The 19,022-nt window shown below is 37.8% G+C and carries 18 protein-coding genes and 1 pseudogene; 15 read left to right on the forward strand and 4 right to left on the reverse strand.

Annotated elements, in window-relative coordinates; all coding sequences use genetic code 11:
- Positions 1-83 precede the first annotated feature (83 nt).
- From FJQ98_RS01440 to cydS, 7 genes are all read left to right on the forward strand, one after another.
- Positions 84-422, forward strand: a complete 339-nt coding sequence (locus FJQ98_RS01440) for a rhodanese-like domain-containing protein (RefSeq protein ID WP_053596604.1) — start codon at positions 84-86, stop codon at positions 420-422.
- 112 nt (positions 423-534) lie between these two features.
- Complete coding sequence (locus tag FJQ98_RS01445) at positions 535-1,572, forward strand: PAS domain-containing sensor histidine kinase (protein ID WP_241774631.1); 1,038 nt, start codon at positions 535-537, stop codon at positions 1,570-1,572.
- Positions 1,569-2,201 carry a response regulator gene (locus tag FJQ98_RS01450; protein WP_053596605.1) on the forward strand — a complete coding sequence of 211 codons (633 nt, stop codon included), beginning with the start codon at positions 1,569-1,571 and terminating at the stop codon, positions 2,199-2,201. Before FJQ98_RS01445 ends, FJQ98_RS01450 begins: the two co-directional genes overlap by 4 nt.
- 305 nt (positions 2,202-2,506) lie before the next feature.
- Positions 2,507-3,283 carry a sulfite exporter TauE/SafE family protein gene (locus FJQ98_RS01455; protein WP_053596606.1) on the forward strand — a complete coding sequence of 259 codons (777 nt, stop codon included), beginning with the start codon at positions 2,507-2,509 and terminating at the stop codon, positions 3,281-3,283.
- 129 nt (positions 3,284-3,412) lie between these two features.
- Positions 3,413-4,756 (forward strand): cytochrome ubiquinol oxidase subunit I, encoded by a 1,344-nt coding sequence (locus tag FJQ98_RS01460; protein ID WP_053596607.1) that lies wholly within the window; start codon positions 3,413-3,415, stop codon positions 4,754-4,756.
- Positions 4,753-5,781, forward strand: coding sequence for a cytochrome d ubiquinol oxidase subunit II (locus FJQ98_RS01465; RefSeq protein ID WP_053596608.1), 1,029 nt, complete (start codon positions 4,753-4,755; stop codon positions 5,779-5,781). Before FJQ98_RS01460 ends, FJQ98_RS01465 begins: the two co-directional genes overlap by 4 nt.
- 12 nt (positions 5,782-5,793) lie before the next feature.
- Positions 5,794-5,895 carry a cytochrome bd oxidase small subunit CydS family protein gene (gene cydS / locus FJQ98_RS27470; protein ID WP_425492675.1) on the forward strand — a complete coding sequence of 34 codons (102 nt, stop codon included), beginning with the start codon at positions 5,794-5,796 and terminating at the stop codon, positions 5,893-5,895.
- A gap of 155 nt (positions 5,896-6,050) precedes the next feature.
- On the opposite strand, the gene FJQ98_RS01470 is transcribed toward cydS, so the two are convergent.
- Positions 6,051-6,956, reverse strand: coding sequence for a TetR/AcrR family transcriptional regulator (locus FJQ98_RS01470; protein WP_053596609.1), 906 nt, complete (start codon positions 6,954-6,956; stop codon positions 6,051-6,053).
- A gap of 197 nt (positions 6,957-7,153) precedes the next feature.
- Between FJQ98_RS01470 and FJQ98_RS01475 the strand changes: the two genes are divergently transcribed.
- The 8 genes and pseudogenes from FJQ98_RS01475 (at position 7,154) to FJQ98_RS01510 (ending at position 16,262) form a co-directional block, all read left to right on the forward strand.
- The gene (locus FJQ98_RS01475; protein ID WP_201406601.1) at positions 7,154-8,629 is read left to right on the forward strand and encodes a DHA2 family efflux MFS transporter permease subunit; all 1,476 of its coding nucleotides are present in this window, start codon (positions 7,154-7,156) and stop codon (positions 8,627-8,629) included.
- 418 nt (positions 8,630-9,047) lie between these two features.
- Complete coding sequence (locus tag FJQ98_RS01480) at positions 9,048-10,067, forward strand: serine hydrolase domain-containing protein (protein ID WP_053596611.1); 1,020 nt, start codon at positions 9,048-9,050, stop codon at positions 10,065-10,067.
- The gene (locus FJQ98_RS01485; protein WP_198926929.1) at positions 10,064-11,377 is read left to right on the forward strand and encodes an ABC transporter substrate-binding protein; all 1,314 of its coding nucleotides are present in this window, start codon (positions 10,064-10,066) and stop codon (positions 11,375-11,377) included. The genes FJQ98_RS01480 and FJQ98_RS01485 overlap by 4 nt, the downstream gene beginning before the upstream one ends.
- Before the next feature lie 167 nt (positions 11,378-11,544).
- A pseudogene (locus tag FJQ98_RS01490) lies at positions 11,545-12,488 on the forward strand (carbohydrate ABC transporter permease).
- Between the two features lie 11 nt (positions 12,489-12,499).
- The gene (locus FJQ98_RS01495) at positions 12,500-13,327 is read left to right on the forward strand and encodes a carbohydrate ABC transporter permease (protein ID WP_053596613.1); all 828 of its coding nucleotides are present in this window, start codon (positions 12,500-12,502) and stop codon (positions 13,325-13,327) included.
- Positions 13,314-14,312 (forward strand): N-acetylglucosamine kinase, encoded by a 999-nt coding sequence (locus FJQ98_RS01500; RefSeq protein ID WP_053596614.1) that lies wholly within the window; start codon positions 13,314-13,316, stop codon positions 14,310-14,312. Before FJQ98_RS01495 ends, FJQ98_RS01500 begins: the two co-directional genes overlap by 14 nt.
- A 21-nt stretch (positions 14,313-14,333) precedes the next feature.
- Positions 14,334-15,239, forward strand: a complete 906-nt coding sequence (gene murQ, locus FJQ98_RS01505) for an N-acetylmuramic acid 6-phosphate etherase (RefSeq protein ID WP_053596615.1) — start codon at positions 14,334-14,336, stop codon at positions 15,237-15,239.
- Between the two features lie 150 nt (positions 15,240-15,389).
- Positions 15,390-16,262 carry a MurR/RpiR family transcriptional regulator gene (locus tag FJQ98_RS01510; protein WP_053596616.1) on the forward strand — a complete coding sequence of 291 codons (873 nt, stop codon included), beginning with the start codon at positions 15,390-15,392 and terminating at the stop codon, positions 16,260-16,262.
- Positions 16,263-16,344: 82 nt separating this feature from the next.
- Here the strand turns inward: FJQ98_RS01510 and FJQ98_RS01515 are convergent, their stop codons facing one another.
- From FJQ98_RS01515 to FJQ98_RS01525, 3 genes are all read right to left on the reverse strand, one after another.
- Positions 16,345-17,427, reverse strand: coding sequence for an ABC transporter ATP-binding protein (locus tag FJQ98_RS01515; RefSeq protein WP_053596617.1), 1,083 nt, complete (start codon positions 17,425-17,427; stop codon positions 16,345-16,347).
- Positions 17,428-17,531: 104 nt separating this feature from the next.
- Entirely contained in the window at positions 17,532-18,389 is an 858-nt protein-coding gene (locus FJQ98_RS01520; RefSeq protein ID WP_053596618.1) for a PucR family transcriptional regulator, read from the reverse strand.
- Positions 18,390-18,761: 372 nt separating this feature from the next.
- Positions 18,762-18,992, reverse strand: coding sequence for a hypothetical protein (locus FJQ98_RS01525; RefSeq protein WP_143115041.1), 231 nt, complete (start codon positions 18,990-18,992; stop codon positions 18,762-18,764).
- Between the last annotated feature and the right edge of the window lie 30 nt (positions 18,993-19,022).

Consider the following 19,022-nt stretch of genomic DNA (forward strand, 5'->3'; position numbering starts at 1 on the left):
AGGCGTCAAGAGACTCAACGGTCGTCTGTGGAAAGCTGAACAGATTTAGACAACCTTTTTTTCTCGAAAAAAGGGGTTAAAAAATGATTATTGTAAGTATGAGTATATTCCTTCTTATTATTGGTAGAATTATTTATAAACGTCATGTCCCAGTACGTCAAATACAGGAGTGTTTACCTCAAGAGCTAAATGCGGGGATGGCGATAGTGGATGTACGTGATTACAATGACTCTTACAAGTCACTTACACCAAATGCATTAAATTTACCAATTGCCTATTTAGTACGCTACATACATGAGCTACCAAAAAAACCCCTTCATATTATTGCATCAACAAAGCTAGAAAAAAATATGAGTGTTCGTATCATTCGAAAAGCAGGGCATGAAGTGAAGAGCTATAGCTTGATAGAAGAGGAAATATAGGGCAAAGTGTTTATTAGTAACAAATAAACTTGAGAGAAAGGCACTAACTTCAAAGTAGGAAAGAAACTTATTTTTTCCGTGCTCTCATTTTTAAGCTAGGAGTGTGTTTAGATTGGAGAAGGAACAGCTAAAAAATAAATATTTACAGCAAATATTTCAATATATTCAAGATGGAATCATCATTATGAATCACAACCGTGAAATTTTAATGATGAATCCTTCAGCGAATCGGTTAACGGGATGGAAATTGGGGGATCGAGTACCTTTTTGTTCATTTTGTGAAAACCGTCAAAAGTCTCCAGGAGAACATACATGTTATTTAATAGAACATAATGAGGTTCCCTATTTTTTATCGAAAATGCCCACGTACCATGGCAGTAAGATAGATGTGGAAATGAGTACAGCACTAATGTATACAGACAGTAAAACAAATGAGCAGGAGTTTCTTCTTGTACTGCGCGATCAGACAATTCAGTTGAAGGAAGAAGAGGCTCGGATTTCAAAACTTATTATAAAAAAGCTGATTGAGGCAAAAGAGGAAGAACATAAAAGGCTTGCGCAGGAATTACACGATGGCGTTGGCCAATCATTGTATACAATATCTGTTGCACTGCAAGCGATTGAATCTTATGTCAAAGACAATGAAAAGCTAAATACGTATATTGAAGAGGTACGCAATGAGCTAGAGCAAGTAATGAATGATATTAAATCGTATTCCTATCAGCTTCGCCCCCATAGCATTGACCAGTTAGGGATTTCACCTACATTAGGCACGCTTGTAGATTCAGTGCAGAAGGTTCATCCTAGTATTTCTATAGTATTAGAAACAGATTTTGAAGAGCGCTGTCATCCATCTGTAGAAATCAATGTTTATCGCGTCGTACAGGAGGCTTTACACAATATTATTAAATATGCAAAGGCTTCTAGGGTCGTCGTTCGACTCGATAAAAAAGCTACAGATTTAGCGCTCTATATAGAAGATAATGGCGTAGGATTTGATCTACAGCACGTGAAGAAAGAAGGACTTGGCTTAAAGCATATGGAGGAGCGAATAACATTGTTAGGCGGATCTTTTACTATTATTTCTGCTCACAATAAAGGTACACAAATTAGCATTCAAGTACCTAATTGGAAGGATGACTATAGATGATTCGTGTTTTAGTAGTAGATGATCATGTGTTAATTCGTAAAGGAATTGTTCTTTTATTGGAAAATTATAAAGATGTGGAGGTTGTAGGTGAAGCAGGCGATGGAGCCGAGGCGATAACTCAAGCAATATCATTGGACCCCGATGTCATTTTAATGGATGTATCTATTCCGAATGGGCTGGATGGGTTTACAGCTACTCAAGAAATTCTCAAACAAATGCCTAACGTGAAAATTATTATGTTAACAATGCACAATGAAGTTGCTTATATTCAAAAAGCGATTGCTGTTGAAGCTCATGGTTATATTTTGAAAAATAGTCAAGGTGGAGTGCTCTATGAGGCTATCCATGCTGTTTATAGTGGTCGCATATATTATAACGTGGGTATTCCAAAGGAACAGTTGAATAAACTATTTGAACATAAAGGGCAGGAAGATAAATGCATTTTAACTGTGCGTGAGCAGGAAATAATGAGGCTAACAGTTCTAGGCTATACGAATGTCCAAATTGCTGAGCAGCTATATATCAGTAGTAAAACGGTTGAAAATCATAAATCAAATATTATGCAAAAGCTCGATTTAAGTAATAAAGCTGAGCTTATTCAGTATGGACTTGCAAATAACTATATGTAACAACTCGTTACTGTTTGAAGCTGGAAATTGAAATGTATGGCTCTTCGGCAAAATCAACCAAGCCTGCGGAAAGCGCCAGCTCGGAGTGGGAATCTACCTTTGTTTATTGATACACATTATTTTATATTTATTCTTTTGCCGACAAGCTGAGATCACTCAAATGATGAGTGGTCTTTTTTTATTTCTATTCAAAATAATTTGCAATATTGTCACAGTGAGTAAGCTTATAGTGGAAAACCCCTATATGTCTGAAATAGCAGCGGGACTATACTGAAAGCACATAAATAAAAGGAGATGCAAGAAAAATGGATATTACATTTATAATTGTGATTTTCCTGATTGGATTCGTTGGTTCATTTGTGTCCGGTATGTTGGGGATCGGCGGTTCAATCATTAAATACCCAATGCTACTATATATACCGCCACTTTTTGGTTTAGCGGCATTTTCAGCACATGAAGTTTCAGGCATCAGTGCAGTACAAGTGTTTTTTGCGTCGATTGCAGGTGTCTGGGCATATCGAAAAGGTGGTTATCTTAATAAACCCCTCATTATTTATATGGGTGGAGCAATTTTAGCCGGTAGCTTTGTTGGGAGCTACGGATCACAGTTTTTATCTGAAAACGGTGTGAATGTCGTATACGGTATTTTAGCCTTGATTGCAGCTGTGATGATGTTTATTCCTAAGAAACAAATTGATGATATGCCAATGAATGAAGTAACCTTCAACAAGCCGTTAGCTGCAATTTTAGCATTTGTTGTTGGGATTGGCTCAGGGATCGTTGGTGCTGCAGGTGGTTTCTTGCTTGTTCCGATTATGCTTGTAGTACTCGGTATTCCAACGCGCATGACGATTGCTACTAGTTTAGCCATTACGTTTATCTCATCGATTGGTGGAACAATTGGTAAGTTAATGACAGGACAAGTCGAGTACTATTCCGCAGTTATTATGATAGTGGCAAGTTTACTGGCGGCCCCTCTTGGCGCAAAAGTAGGTAAAAAGATGAATACGAAAATTTTGCAAAGTATTTTAGCTGTACTCATTTTAGCGACAGCAATTAAAATTTGGGCTGATCTATTATGATAAAAAAACAAAAAGTTGTTGCCTATAAATCGCATGAGAAAAAGCTAATAATTGTAAGTTTTTTAGTAGCCGGGATAATGTTTCTTTCACTAATTGGAAGAATTTTTGGTACCTAGGAGATGAAATGAAATGAATGATTCAGCTGTAATGTGGAGTCGAGCCTTAACAGAGTTAACATTGTCATTCCATATTGTTTACGCAACAATTGGCGTTGGCATACCTTTAATGATAATGATTGCTCAATGGGTCGGTTTAAAAAATAATGACGAACATTATTTACTACTCGCAAGAAGATGGGCAAGAGGGTTTGTAATCACTGTAGCAATTGGTGTCGTGACTGGTACTGCCATTGGATTGCAGTTATCGCTACTATGGCCAAATTTTATGGAGTTGGCTGGTCAGGTAATAGCATTACCATTGTTTATGGAAACATTTGCGTTCTTTGTTGAAGCAATTTTCTTAGGGCTGTATTTATATACTTGGGATCGCTTTAAAAATCCAAAGCGACATCTATTATTATTGGTTCCTGTAGCTATTGGTGCTTCTATGTCGGCCGTTTTTATTACAATTGTGAATGCATTTATGAACGCACCACAAGGCTTTGATCTTGTAGATGGGGAACTTGTGAATATTCAGCCTGTACTTGCCATGTTAAATCCTGCAATGCCAACGAAGGTAGCGCATGTATTAGTGACATCTTACATGACGGCAGCATTTTTATTAGCTTCTATTGCAGCTTACCGTATGCTGCGAGGATCGAAGCATGTGTATCATAAAAAAGCGTTACATCTATTATTGAAACTTGGATTAGTGTTTTCGCTAGCGGCACTTATCGTAGGTGACTTTTCTGGGAAGTATTTAGCTGAATATCAACCTGAGAAATTAGCTGCTGCTGAATGGCATTTTGAAACAAAAGAGGATGCTTCACTTATGCTATTCGGTGTACTAGATGGAGAAGAAGTAAAATATGCCATTAAAGTACCGTACGCATTGAGTGTATTGGCGCATAATAATCCTTTTGCAGAAGTAAAAGGTTTAGATCAATTTCCTGAGGACGAACAACCGCCACTTTATATCCATTATTTATTTGACATTATGGTACTTATTGGAACTCTATTAATTGTCGTTGCAGCTATTTATGTGCTAGGCAAGTGGCGAGGGTGGAAGTTTATTTCTTCGAAAAGCTTTAAGAGAATAGTAGTGGCAGGTGGTCCACTATCGCTTATTGCTGTTGAGGCAGGCTGGTGGTTTGCGGAAGTAGGGCGTCAGCCTTGGATACTTCGTGGTTATATGAAAACAGCAGAAGGAGCCACAACAAGTGGCCAAGTCGATACAATGCTTATACTATTTGCAGGGCTGTACATTGTATTAGCAATAGGAAGTATCGTTGCACTTATTCGTATGTTCCGTAACAATCCAATTGAACGTGAAATTGAAGAACATCAACAAGTGGAAGGATGTGAAGAACAATGAGTTTAGAGATATTAGGAATTTCAGTGCTATGGTTATTTCTATTCGGCTATGTCATTGTTGCGTCCATAGACTTTGGAGCGGGCTTCTTTAATGCTTATAGTGTCTTAATAGGTAAAGATCATATATTAGCAAATGTTATAAAACGTTATTTATCTCCGGTGTGGGAAATTACAAACGTCTTCCTTGTATTTTTCTTTGTTGGAATAGTAGGATTCTTTCCTCAAACTGCTTACTATTACGGCACAATTTTGCTAGTGCCGGTCAGTATCTCATTAATATTAATTGCCATTAGAGGGAGCTATTATGCATTTGAATCCTACAGTGAAAAAGGTGGACATATCGGTTATACATTGATGTATGGAATTACTGGTTTATTCATACCAGCATCCCTTTCTATTGTATTAACGATATCTGAGGGAGGGTTCGTGGAAATTGTAAATGAAGAGCCACATTTACAAATCGCTAAACTTTTCACAAGTCCGCTAACTTGGTCTATCGTGCTATTAAGTATTGTTGCAGTTTTGTATATTTCAGCTGTTTTCTTAACTTGGTATGGGAAAAGAGCGCGAGATGAACATGCTTCTAATTTAATGAGAAAGTATGCACTCGGTTGGTCGTTGCCACTCATAATAAGCGTAATAGGGACTATGGTGGAGTTGAAGGGACATGTGCCTGAGCATTATGAAAATATGTTAAATCTGTGGTGGCTCTTTGCAATATCAGGCGTACTATTTTTTATAACACTAATTCTTTTATTTAATAAGAGAAACTATGGCATTGCTGTCTTTTTAATGGTTGCACAATTCGGGTTTGCCTTTTTCGGCTATGGTATTTCACATTATCCGTATTTACTATATCCGTACTTATCAGTCTATGATAGCTTTACGAACGAAACGATGGCTATTGCATTAGTGATAGCGTTTATTGGAGGGCTAGTTCTGCTCATACCTTCATTATATTTAGTAATGAAATGGTTTGTGTTTGATCGTGACTATGCTTGCGGTAAACATAATCATCATGTCTAGGGAGGAACTATAATGAATCAATTTATTATTTTGTATGCACCTTTTCTTGTAGTGGCTATTAGTATTGTAGTTGGCTTTTGGATAGGGCCGAAAGATCGTCAAATTAAGCAATAGGTTATGGACACTGATCCCAAGAAGTCGTCCTGTCTTATCAAATAAATAAATTAATAAGATAGAAGCTCAAAAAAAGGGGCTATATGGAAAGTCATGAGTGGTTGACTTTCTATATAGCCCCTTTAAGTGTGTAATGGTGGGTTTACGTGGTTATTTTACCTTTTACATCTTTCTGATGGCCGCTCAATTTTTACGTAGCGCCATAAATTATTGGCAATGTCACGTGCTTCAGCAGCGTGTTCCGTCCCAACGAATGCTTTTCGGAAAGGAGTAAGAAGTGATTCGATGATGAAAAGCTTTGGTTTCTCACGTTGTAATTCTTCCAACAAAAATTCAGTGTATTCTAAGCCCTCAACTGTTTCATCCTTAGACAATTCTTTCGTAAAGCCTTGCAATTGTTCAACAATCATCTCCTTGTTAATCGATTGATAGTTCACCACATTTTGAATAGCATTAATCATTTCAACGTTAATAATAATTTCTTTAGATTCTAACATTACAGGAATAATTGCTTTAATATTACGCAATGCTATACGTACAATCGTTTCACGACTAATATATTGAGAATCCGAAATTAAAACTGCACGTAATGAGAGGTTAATCATTCCGAGAGCCTGTACAGCGCATTCGTAGCTCAGTGTACTGATTTCTTCACCGAAAACTTGTACAAAACGATTAGCAAGCCATTCTAACTCCTGTAAGTAATAGTTCAAAATAATTTTTTTAAGTTCTTTGTCATGAGAATGGGAAATCGATTCAAAAATTTGAATTAAATTGTGCTCGCGATTGACATACATGAGCACGGCAACTTGCTGTGTTAATACTTCCAAGTCAGCTGGGTCTTTCCCGTAAAGAAGCTCATGTCGACGATTACTTGCTTCTTCACGCCCTTGATCTAGAATGGCGATTAAACATTCATTTTTTGAAGCGAAATGATTATAAAAAGTGCCCTTAGAAATTTTAGCTGCACTAATAATATCGTTAATTGATGTGTCCACGAATCCTTTTTCGATAAAGAGCTCACGTGCAGAAGTAGTTATTTGTCTTTTTCTTTTGTTCATAACCTCACCTTTTTAGAAAATATTATACTATCATTCTATAATGGAAATGCTTATATATCAATGTTTCGAAAAAAAAATAATCTTTATTGTTGAAAAAAGTAGACTGCGAGTATAAAATAAGTTTTATCGCAAAAAACAACAAAGAATTGAGGGATATAAATGAATAGTGAGCAAATAATGAAAAAGCCCCCTATGGCATGATTGGTATTTTATTTGTGGGTGCTTTTGTTGCTTTTCTAAATAACACATTGTTAAACGTTGCGTTACCAACAATCATGAATGATTTTGATATAACGTATTCAACAGTACAATGGCTCGCAACAGGCTATATGCTTGTAAGTGGTATTTTAGTACCGGCTTCAGCGTTCTTTGTAACGCGCTTTAAAAATAGACATTTATTTATTGTAGCGATGTCAGTCTTTACGATCGGTACAATTATGGCTGGCTTTGCACCTAACTTCGGTACATTACTAGCAGGTCGTATGGTGCAAGCAGCGGGTGCTTCAAGTATGTCACCACTTTTAATGAATGTAATGTTAATTAGCTTCCCGAAAGAAAAACGTGGGGCAGCAATGGGGATTTTTGGTTTAGTCATGATTACGGCACCAGCGATAGGTCCAACGTTATCAGGATATATTGTTGAGCACCATGATTGGCGTATGCTCTTCCAAATGATTATTCCATTTGCAGTTATTAGTTTATTGTTTGGTATTTGGAAATTAGAAAACGTGATGGAGACACGTGAAGTTCATTTAGATTTCCCATCAGTACTATTATCAACAATTGCATTCGGTGGTATTCTATATGGTTTCAGTACTGCAGGGGATAAGGGCTGGTCAAGTCCTTGGGTATATGGCATGATTTCAGCTGGCCTTCTTGCTTTAATCATCTTCATATTTAAACAACTACGTATGGATCAACCTTTGCTAGAATTACGTATTTATAAATATCCAATGTTTGCATTGGGATCAGCTATCTCGGTCATCGTGTCAATGGCTATGTTCTCTGGGATGATTTTAACTCCTGCTTATGTACAATCGATTCGTGGAATTGATCCATTTGAAGCAGGCTTAATGATGCTTCCTGGGGCACTTGTAATGGGGATTATGTCGCCGATTACAGGTAAGCTTTTTGATAAATTTGGACCGCGTATATTAGCGATTGTCGGTTTAACGATTACAACAATTGCGTCATTCGGTTTAACACAGTTAGAATTAGATTCAAGCTATACATTTATCGTGTCTATGTACACAATTCGTATGTTTGGTTTGTCAATGGTTATGATGCCGATTATGACAAACGGTTTAAACCAATTACCACAAATGATGAACCCGCATGGTACAGCCATTAATAATACTGTGCAGCAAGTGGCAGGGGCAATTGGTAGTGCCGTGATGGTAACGTTTATGAATAACCGTAAAAAAGCAACAGCCGAAGATTTAATTGCAGAAGCAAAAGCTACTGCAGCGCAATCAGGTGTTGCATCAACACCAGAGCAAATGCAACAAATGCAGGATCAAATTATGCAAAATGCTTTATTAGATGGTATTACACACTCATTCTTAATAGCAGCTTGTATTACAGTTCTGGCACTAGTGCTTGCCTTCTTCCTAAAACGTGTAAAAATTGAAAGCACGGCGGCTTCTATGGATTTAAAAAAACCAGCTAAATAATAATGAACTGAAATGAAATGAAATGCTCTCCTATAGGTAGACAGATGAAAAATTATAAATCTGTTTATCGAAGGGGAGCTTTTTTTATCTTCATTCAGCGAAGATTCCCACCTTTTCAGTGGGTGTCCAAACACCTACTGAAATAGAGGAACTCAGTCTAAGAACGCCACGGCCTGTGGCAACGACTGAGTGACCAACATCGTGTTAGCCTAAAGCCTCCGGCGGATGTCACGGATTTTGAAAGGAATGAATTGTGCAGGCACAATTCAAAAATCCGACGCCATTACGCCAAGGCGAAATTGATACATCAAATAGTAAAATCTGAAAAAAAATTTTAAAATTTTGTGTTGTTTTTTATCATTTTATTTCATACTATTAAAATACAGAAAATTTAGTTATTTTATTGTGAGGTGATTATTTGGTAGATGCATATATGAATCGCTTGGTGGGGGACAAAGAAATTCCGGGTGCAGTGCTTATTGTCCAACAGCAGCATAGACGTATATTGTCAAAAAGCTACGGAGCATATACAGCTGAAGATGGGAGTAAGCAAATTATTTCAAATAATACTTTGTTTGATTTGGCATCATTAACAAAAGTTGTCGCAACATTACCAGCTATTCTATTGCTGATTAGTAGGAACAAGTTGAACTTGATAGATTCAGCACAAGATCATTTACCAGATTTTAAATTTCCGCACATTACAATACAACAATTATTACAACATTGCTCTGGGCTACCGGCAGACTTAGAGCCGTCTGTTAGGAGACATCATCAGCGTGATATTATGCAGGAGGTTTTAGCGTGTGATGTCATTGGACAGCCAAATGAGCAAGTATTATACAGTGATTTAGGTATGATTTTATTAGGGAAGATTATCGAAAATGTTACAGGTCAGCCTTTTCAGAATTTTGTGGAGCAAGAGATTTTCAAGCCATGGGGTATGCATCATACAAGTTTCCGATTACCTGAGCAGAAAAGGAGTCAAGCAGCGGCTACAGAAATGGTAGTAGGTAAAATTGTACAAGGAATTGTACATGATGAGAAAGCATTACTATTAGAAGGAGTGTCAGGTAGTGCAGGGTTATTTTCATGCGCAGAGGATTTAGCAAAATATGCGAAATATTGGTTGGGAATAATCCAGCAATCTACCATACCATTTGAGTGGATGGAGCTTACATACACTAAGACAATGGGTAACAGAGGACTTGGCTTTGAAGTTTGGAATGGAGATCGTTCATTATTTTGTTTTGGTAGGAGGTGGAACAAGGGTTCTTTTGGACATACAGGATTTACTGGCACAAGTATTTGGATGGACCCTGTTAAAAAGGCGTTCGTTGTTTTCCTAACAAACGCTGTTCATTATGGGAGAAATACGGACATAAGGGGAATTAGAGAAAAGCTTCATACGATGATCTATGAAAATCTAATTATATGAAGGGTGGATGTGTGGTTATGAAACAAATGAATAAATGGTTGTTCCTGTTGCCTTTAGTACTCGTTGTAGCATTAGTAGGCTGTTCCTCGGATAAGAAATCAACAAGCTCACCAACACCTGATACAGATGATAAAGGAAACGCAGAAAAAGTTTCATTAACGATTGGGAGTTGGCGTACAGAAGACGTTGCTAAATATGAAAAAGTCATTGCATTATTTAATGAACAACATCCCGAAATTAACATATCATTTAACCCAACCAAAAATACTGAGTATAACACAGTGTTAAACACAGCATTACAAGCGGGTGAAGGTCCAGATATCTTTCATTTACGTCCATATGCTGCAGGATTAAAGCTTGCTGAGGCGGGTTATGTAGAAAAAATTAATGGCTTAAATGGTTTGAGTGCATATCCTGAAGAAGCATTAAAAGCTTCACGCGATGAAGAAGGTAATCAGTATGGCGTACCCATTAACTTGAGCTCAACTCAATTCTTCTACAATAAAAAGATTTTTAAAGATAATGACTTAGAGGTGCCTACTACTTGGGATGAATTCATAGCACTAAATGATAAATTGCTAGAAAAGGGTATTACGCCGATGGCAATGGGGACTAAAGAAAGCTGGCTATTGTCGTTGATGCACGGTATTGTAGGTCCTGCCATTTATGAAGGGAATGATTTCTATCAAGCAGTGCTTGCGGGAGAAAAAGATTTCACAGATCCTAAGTTTATAGAATCTATACAAGTGATGAATGACTTGAAAAAATACTTCCCGGCAAATTCAGAAGGGTTAGGGATGGATGATATTCGTACATTATTTGCACTAGGTGAGGCAGCTATGTTCCCGCTAGGCAGTTGGGAAATTCCTGTTGTACTAGAAATGAATCCAGATTTAGATTTAGGATACTTCCCGATACCATCAAAAGCTGGAAATAAAACAGTGACAACTTGGGTAGATGGTTCATTTGCTATTAATGCAAATTCGAAAAATAAGGATGCTGCTAAAGTGTTTTTGGAGTTTTTAACAACAAAAGAATTTGGAGAACTATTTGTAAAAGAATTCTCGATGATTAGTGCAATTCCAGGTATTACCTCTGATAATGCATTGTTAAATGACATTAGCAAATCTACAGAAAATGAAGCAACACCGTATATGTGGGTTACGAATTTTACAGGTGGCGATCCGACAACAAAGAGCTTGCTCGAAAGTGAACTACAAGGCATGTATTTAGGTCAAGTGACACCGGAAGAGGTAGCAGCAAAAGTACAAGAAAACGCTAAAACATGGTTTACACCGTTTCAAAAATAAATCTATCTTTCCTTGATCGTCGTGTTCAAACGTAAGTGAGCACGTTATTTTACATCCTCAGTCAAGTAGATAGCTAATAGTTGGATTGTGAAATGACCCCACTAACACTTCGAAGGAAGAAGCTGGGGTCTTACTGTCTAAATTTCTTTAAAGGAGGCTGTCCGAAGATGAACATAACTACAGCTTCACCGACTAAAAAGAAAAAAACTTGGGCAAAGTGGACCATTCATCTTTTTCCAATCCCCGCATTGATTATTTACGGAATGTTTGTACTATACCCTATCTTAGCTGCATTATCCTATAGTTTTTTTGAATGGAAGGGATGACGAGAGGCAATTTTATTGGATTTCAAAATTTCGTGACATTGTTTACGACGGAACCATATGGGTCAATGTTTTGGAATGCCTTCAAACATAATGTACTGTATTTTGTATTACAAATGGTTGTTATGAATGGGTTAGCCTTCTTTCTAGCGTTTATTATTTATCAAAAAATAAAGGGCGCGGAATTCTTTAAGGCAGCCTTCTTCTTGCCGCGATTACTATCAGTAATAGTTGTAGGATTTTTATGGAAACTCATTTTGAATCCAAATTTTGGAACTCTGAATGTTATTTTGGAGAAGATAGGTCTGGAAAGCTTACAAAAGGCATGGTTAGGTGATCCCGATACAGCTTTAATCGCTATTATTTTAGTAAATTGTTGGTTTGGTCTTGGCTTTGGTGTCTTGATTTTCTTAGCTGGATTTCAAGGGATACCAAGTGAACTAATCGAAGCAGCGAAGCTAGACGGTGCAAAGGGCTTTACATTATTACGTACAATCTATCTGCCATTAATGATTCCTTCTATTATGATCATGGGTGTTTTAACATTTATCCAATCATTTGAGGCCTTCGAGCTTGTCTATGCAATGCAGGGCTCAATGGGAGAGCCTTATTATTCAACAGACACCTTAGCTGTATTCTTCTACCGCTTGGCATTTGGTAGCTCGACAGCCTCTGGTGCAACAGCTATTGGTTTAGGGTCAGCATTAGCAACAGTTTTATTCTTCTTTATTTTAATTTGCACAACAGTATTTTTACGTTTTACGAGTAAAAAAGATGTACAAATGTAAGGGGTGAGTAAATGAAGCAAAGCACAATTTGGGCTCGACCGTTTTACTATATTGTTGTATTTGCAGTGGCGACAATAAGCTTATATCCTATTTTATTAATGATTTTATCGTCATTTAAGACGAGTGTGGATATTTACAAAAATCCTTTGGGGTTACCAACCAGCTTTAGCTTAGATACTTACCATACGTTATTGTCGAAAATTCCGTTTACAACTTATTTTATGAACAGTGCCTTTGTCAGTATTGTTTCTGTTGTATTAATAATCGTTGTTTGTTCATTGGCATCTTTTTATATTGCGCGTTTTAAATTTTCATGGAATCAAGCGCTATTTTTTATTTTCCTATTAGGGATGATGATTCCGATTAAACTTGGGATTGTACCTCTTTTCATTTTAATGCGTGATTTAGGACTTATTAATTCCTTGTGGTCACTAATATTGATGAATACTGCGACAGGAATTCCGCTGACGATGCTAATATTAACAGGTTTCTTTAAAACGATGCCCTATGAACTAGAGGAGGCTGCACGTATTGATGGAGCGGGGAATTTAAGGGTGCTCTGGTATGTAGTATTACCGTTAATGAGACCAGCACTTGGGACTGTGGTCATCATTAATTTTATTGCCGCTTGGAATGATTTTTTCTTCCCGCTTATCTTCATTACAGATAAGATGAAGCGTACAATTCCAGTTGGAATGATGTCTCTTTTCGGGGAACATTCGGCTGATTGGGGTTCGCTTTTCGCTGGTTTAACACTTGCATCATTGCCGATGATACTTTTATTCTTTATTGCTTCTAAGCAATTTATGGAGGGGCTGACGGCGGGTGCTATTAAATAAACAATACATTATTGGTGTAGATGGTGGTGGGACTAAAACCCGTGCAGTTATAGGTACAAAAAACGGTGAAGTACTTGCTGCCGTTGAAGGAACAGGAGCAAATATAAAATCGACTCCACCAGAAGAAGTACGACAGCAAATGATGAAATTACTAACGCGGTTACTCCAAAAAGTTGGGGCAACGGGAAATGATGTTTCAACTATCTTTTTATGTATGGCAGGTGGGGATCGTCAGGAGGACTTAGCACGCTGGCATAAATGGATGGAATTATTTTTCACAGCTGAATCCTGCAAGGTGTATGTTACAAATGATGCGGTAGCGGCACTTACTAGCGGTACATTTGCACATGAAGGGCTTGTCCTTATTGCAGGAACTGGTTCTATTGTATATTGTGTTCAAAAAAATAATCGTGTTAGCCGTGTAGGTGGATGGGGTTATTTGTTTGGAGATGAAGGTAGTGGCTACTATATTGGGCAAGAGGCATTACGTGTTATTGCACAGCATTTCGATGCATTTGGTAGAGATGGAGATATGTTTACAGAAGTGATCTTAAAGCAACTAGAGCTAAAAGATCCAACTGAAATAATTACGCTAGTTTATGAGCATGTTCAGCCGCGTGTGTTGATTGCTTCCATTGTACAAACCGTGTTACAGCTGGCTGAACAAAATAATAAAACAGCGAAGATTATTATAGAACGTGCCAGTAATTACTTAGCCCAATTACTGCTAACGATGTTTCAGAAAGAGCCACAAGTCAAAAGCTTCCCTATTGTCACTTGCGGCGGTTTATTTGAAAGTAGTTATTTTGCTAATTGTTTTCAAGAAAAACTGCAGCAAGCAGCTATTAACAATCGACTCATTCAACCCGAAGTACCACCTGTTATCGGTGCATTTGTAAAGGGACTTATTAGTGAGGGTGTTTTAATCACGAAGTCATTACAGCAAATTGTTAAGGAAACTTGGATGAGCAACTATAAGAAATAAAATAGGAGGGATTTGACTTTGATGGAACGAATGACAAAACTGACGACAGAAGACTATCATCCTGATTCAGAAAATTTAGATTTAATGTCAATTGCTGAAATTGTACAGCTTATGAATGAAGATGATTTAAAAATACCGCAAGCCATTGCAAAGGTACTACCTGAAATTGAACAAGCGATTGAGGCAGTCATTCATGCGCTGAAAAATGGAGGGAGATTATTTTATGTAGGTGCAGGGACAAGTGGTCGTATAGGTTTATTAGATGCAGTGGAATGTCCACCAACATTCAGTACTCCGCCAAAGCTCGTGCAAGCTTTATTAGCGGGTGGTTCAGACGCAGTAATGGTCGCCATAGAAGGTGCGGAGGATAACTGTACGCTAGGGAAAGTCGAGTTAAAGAAACAGCAGCTAAGTGCACAGGACGTTGTTATAGGGATTGCAGCAAGTGGTAGGACCCCCTTTGTAAAGGGAGCGTTAGTTTATGCACAACAGATAGGGGCACAAACAATAAGTTTAGCCAGCAATCCGCAATCTGTCATTAGCGCCTATGCAGATATTGCAATAGAGGTCATTACTGGCCCAGAAATCTTAACGGGTTCCACGAGGCTAAAGGCTGCGACTGCTCATAAACAAATACTAAATATGATTACGACAACATCGATGGTTAAGCTTGGAAAGGTCTATAAAAATTTAATGGTGGATGTCCATGCAAGTAATTTTAAATTACGTGAGCGTGCTAAAAAGATTGTCTGTGAGGCAACAGGTGTATCCTATGAAAAGGCGGAAAACATTTTAGAGCAGACTAATTTTCAAGTGAAGCTTGCCATTGTAATGTTACTTACGAAGACGACTTTAAATGAAGCGGAGAGATTATTAGCACAATCAGAGGGGCATGTGCGTACGGCAGTGGAGTTAAAGAAGGATTGACGGAAGGGGTGAGTGGAAATGCTTCCATTCACTTTTTCAGCAGGTGTCTAAACACCTGCTGAAAGAAGTGAAAGCCTCCGGCGGATGTCACGGAACCAGAAAGGAGTTCTAGTTACAATACATACATAATAGAGTGCGGAGTTGATTGGAATGGAAAAAATAAGTGCGGGATTGATTATGCTTGCAGAAATGCGGGAGAAGTTACCGCCATCCGAAAAGAAGGTGGCATCCTATATTTTAGAGCATCCATCAAAGGCAATTAAAATGACAGCTGTTGAATTAGGAGAGGCGAGTCATACGAGTAGTGCGGCTGTTATTCGTTTGTGCAAATCTTTAAATATCAGTGGTGTTCAGGAGTTAAAGTTACGTATTGCTGGTGATTTGCAACGAGAAAAAACAGATGATCGCGATATTGAGCCGAATGAGCCGTTACGGTCCATTGTAGAAAAGGTGACAATGCAAAGTAGTCAAATTTTGAGCCAGACAGCGGACTTGATTGATACGGTAGAGCTGAATCGTGCGGTATCAGCATTATCAAAGGCCAACAGAATTTTCTTTTTTGGTGTCGGGGCATCTGGTATTACAGCAATGGATGCAGATCAGAAATTTTTGCGTATTAATAAGAATAGTAAGGCGTTCATGGATTTACATTTAGGAGCTACAGCAGTTGTTAACGCAGAAGAGGGGGATGTGGTAGTAGGTATTTCATTTTCTGGCGAAACTCATGAAGTTGCTAAAATCCTTGAAATTGCCCGTGAAACACCTGCAACAACAATTAGCTTGACTCGCTATGGTAGTTCACTCGTGTCAAGCTTAGCGGATATTTGTTTATACACGTCACCGAATGTAGAAGCGACATTTAGAAGCGGGGCAACATCCTCGCGTCTTGCACAGCTCCATGTAATTGACATTTTATTTATGTGCGTAGCAACGAGCGACTATGAGCAAACAATTGATTATCTGGATGCCACACGTACTGCAATTCAAGGGCTGCATAAGAAGGTCAATACGCGAAAGAAATAATGCAAGAAAAGAACTCAGGCGATACGATGACTTGTCGTATCGCCTGAGTTCTTCTTTATAATCCATGAGTGGGCGTAATTTACTAAATACGTTCTTCTGTTTGGGGATCGAAGAAATGGATCTTTTCTTCTTTCATGGCTAATGTCACCACATCGGCTGGTTGTAAATTGCTATCAGCATGAACACGTGCAATAAATGTTTGGTTGGCTAATGAAGAGTACAGGAAGGTTTCTGCACCGAGCAACTCAGCAACGTCTACTGTCGCACGGAAAATGTACGGAGAATCGGCTGCTGTAATTTGCAAATCTTCTGGACGAATACCTAGTACAATATCTTTGCCTAAATAATTTTTTTCTTTCAATACCCTTAAATATGTTGGAGGAATAGGGAAGCTATGCTCACCAAGTATTACAGTTGTTTCAGTTAGACGTCCTTGGAAAAGATTCATAGAAGGCGATCCAATGAAGTCTGCAACGAACATATTATGCGGGGTATCATAAACTTCCTTTGGTGCTCCAGTTTGCTGAATAAGACCATCCTTCATAACTACGAGACGAGTCGCCATAGTCATTGCTTCAGTTTGGTCATGTGTGACGTATATGGTTGTTGTTTGAATACGTTGATGGAGCTTCTGAATTTCAGCACGCATTTGTACACGTAGCTTGGCATCTAAATTGGAGAGTGGCTCATCCATTAAAAAAACTTTAGCTTCACGCACGATAGCACGACCGAGAGCTACTCGCTGACGTTGTCCACCTGATAACGCTTTGGGCTTCCGTTTTAAGTAATCTTCTAAGCCTAATATTTTTGCTGCCTCTCTCACACGTCGATCAATTTCCTTTTTATCAACCTTCCGAAGCTTTAAACTAAATGCCATATTATCATAGACAGTCATATGTGGATATAATGCATAGCTCTGGAACACCATAGCAATGCTACGATCTTTTGACTCCACATCATTCATTCGTACATCATCGATATAAAATTCACCTTTTGAAATATCCTCTAAGCCCGCAATCATACGCAATGTCGTTGTTTTCCCGCAGCCAGATGGACCGACAAAAACGATAAATTCCTTATCGTGAATATGCAAATTAAAATCAGTTACAGCCTGAACATTTTTATCGTAGATCTTATATATATGTTCTAATCTTAATTCCGCCATACACTACACCCCTTTGTAAGTCATACATTCATTATAAATAACTTCATAGTGTAGACCTAGGTAAACAGTGCACAATATTTATGTTGTAAATTGGGCAGTATGATTTACATGGACTCTAAAAAGGAGATAGCAAGAAACACTTCAAGCCGATGTTCAAATTGCCGAATATCCTTTTGAGTAAGCTGTTGAAATTTCTCCAGACGGTTTTGGAGTGTATTCCGGTGCATAAACATCTTTTTAGCAGCAAGTGATATATTTCCCTCGTATTTAATCAATTGCTTTATAGTTTGTACTAAATCATGCTGTGAGGTCGCTTCTTTTAAAACAGAGGATATAAAAATATTTTTCTCCTGTACGCCGAGTTGCAATGATAAGTACGGCACTAATAGCTCTTGTTGTGTAAGCACATGCTTAGTTGTATAAGACCAAAGTGATTGCTGTATATCAACGAACCAGTTAAAGTGTTTTTTTGTAAAAGTGATGTCTGGCATAACATCAGAAACGAATATCTTAAAGCTGGTCTCTAAATCCTCCAGTAAAAGATCGAGATAATGAGAAAAATTAAGTAAATCATCTTCTTCAATACATTCAATGATCGCAAATAATTGAGGATTTAGTGATATGAGTATAATGCCTTTTCCAAGTAATGCTTCAAAGGCTGTCCGAAGTAAATTAGGAGCAGTAAATGCTTTGTCAAAATGAAGAAATAGTATGCGATGTTTATGAATTGCTGTTGGAGCTTCACTTGTTTGATCTGTTAAATAATCAAGCCAAGCCGTATCATAATCATTTGGCAGTGTGATCGGTCCAGAAAAGATACGCAATAGCTCTAGCTCACTTTGTGTAATAGTGTGTTTTGGAATTTCAAAAAGCTGATCGTCAAAATTAAATAAATAGCCTTCTGTCTCGCCTGAAAAGGGTCTTAATAATGGAAAACGTTGCTGTAATTTTTGATAGTTCATGAATGCCACATCCTTTGTTAATAGTCGGAATAGAAATCCACAACGAATCATGCAATTTTGTTTTCAGTATATTATCGTTGGAACGTTATAGCAATACCCATTGCCATAGGGTATCGAAATGGTGTTGAGTATGAATAGAAATATTGTGAGAGGACAAGCAAAAGCACGGTATTTAGCGGTTAGGGACGAATGAAAAAATCATCACCACCTTATCGCTATAACACCATGCTTTGCTTAAATACTATTTATCCCGCATTAACGGGCAGTAAGACATCTGCGCTATGATTTCATCAAAATCTATGAGCCTCTTTTAATGGAATCTTGGCTTCATCATCTTTACGTGCTAACATCGCTTCTTGCATGTGCTCTTCATCAATAGCATTCAATAGTTCTAAGCTCTCTGAAAAAATCTAAGTTAGCAATAACAGCTTTACCTTTTTGCTGCGCACTTTGTACAACGTAGAAGTCATTAGCGCCATGTTCATATGTTTCTAAAATCTCATTTAAACGATTGCCTCGTTTGATATTGGTAATGACGAAAACATTGTTCTTGATGAAATCTAAATCAACAGAATGACCAACTGATTTCTCTTTATCCATCATTTCTGTCACCATCCTTTACAACGCCTTTAC

This window comes from Lysinibacillus agricola (assembly GCF_016638705.1).
In the GTDB taxonomy this organism is placed as follows: Bacteria; Bacillota; Bacilli; order Bacillales_A; family Planococcaceae; genus Lysinibacillus; species Lysinibacillus agricola.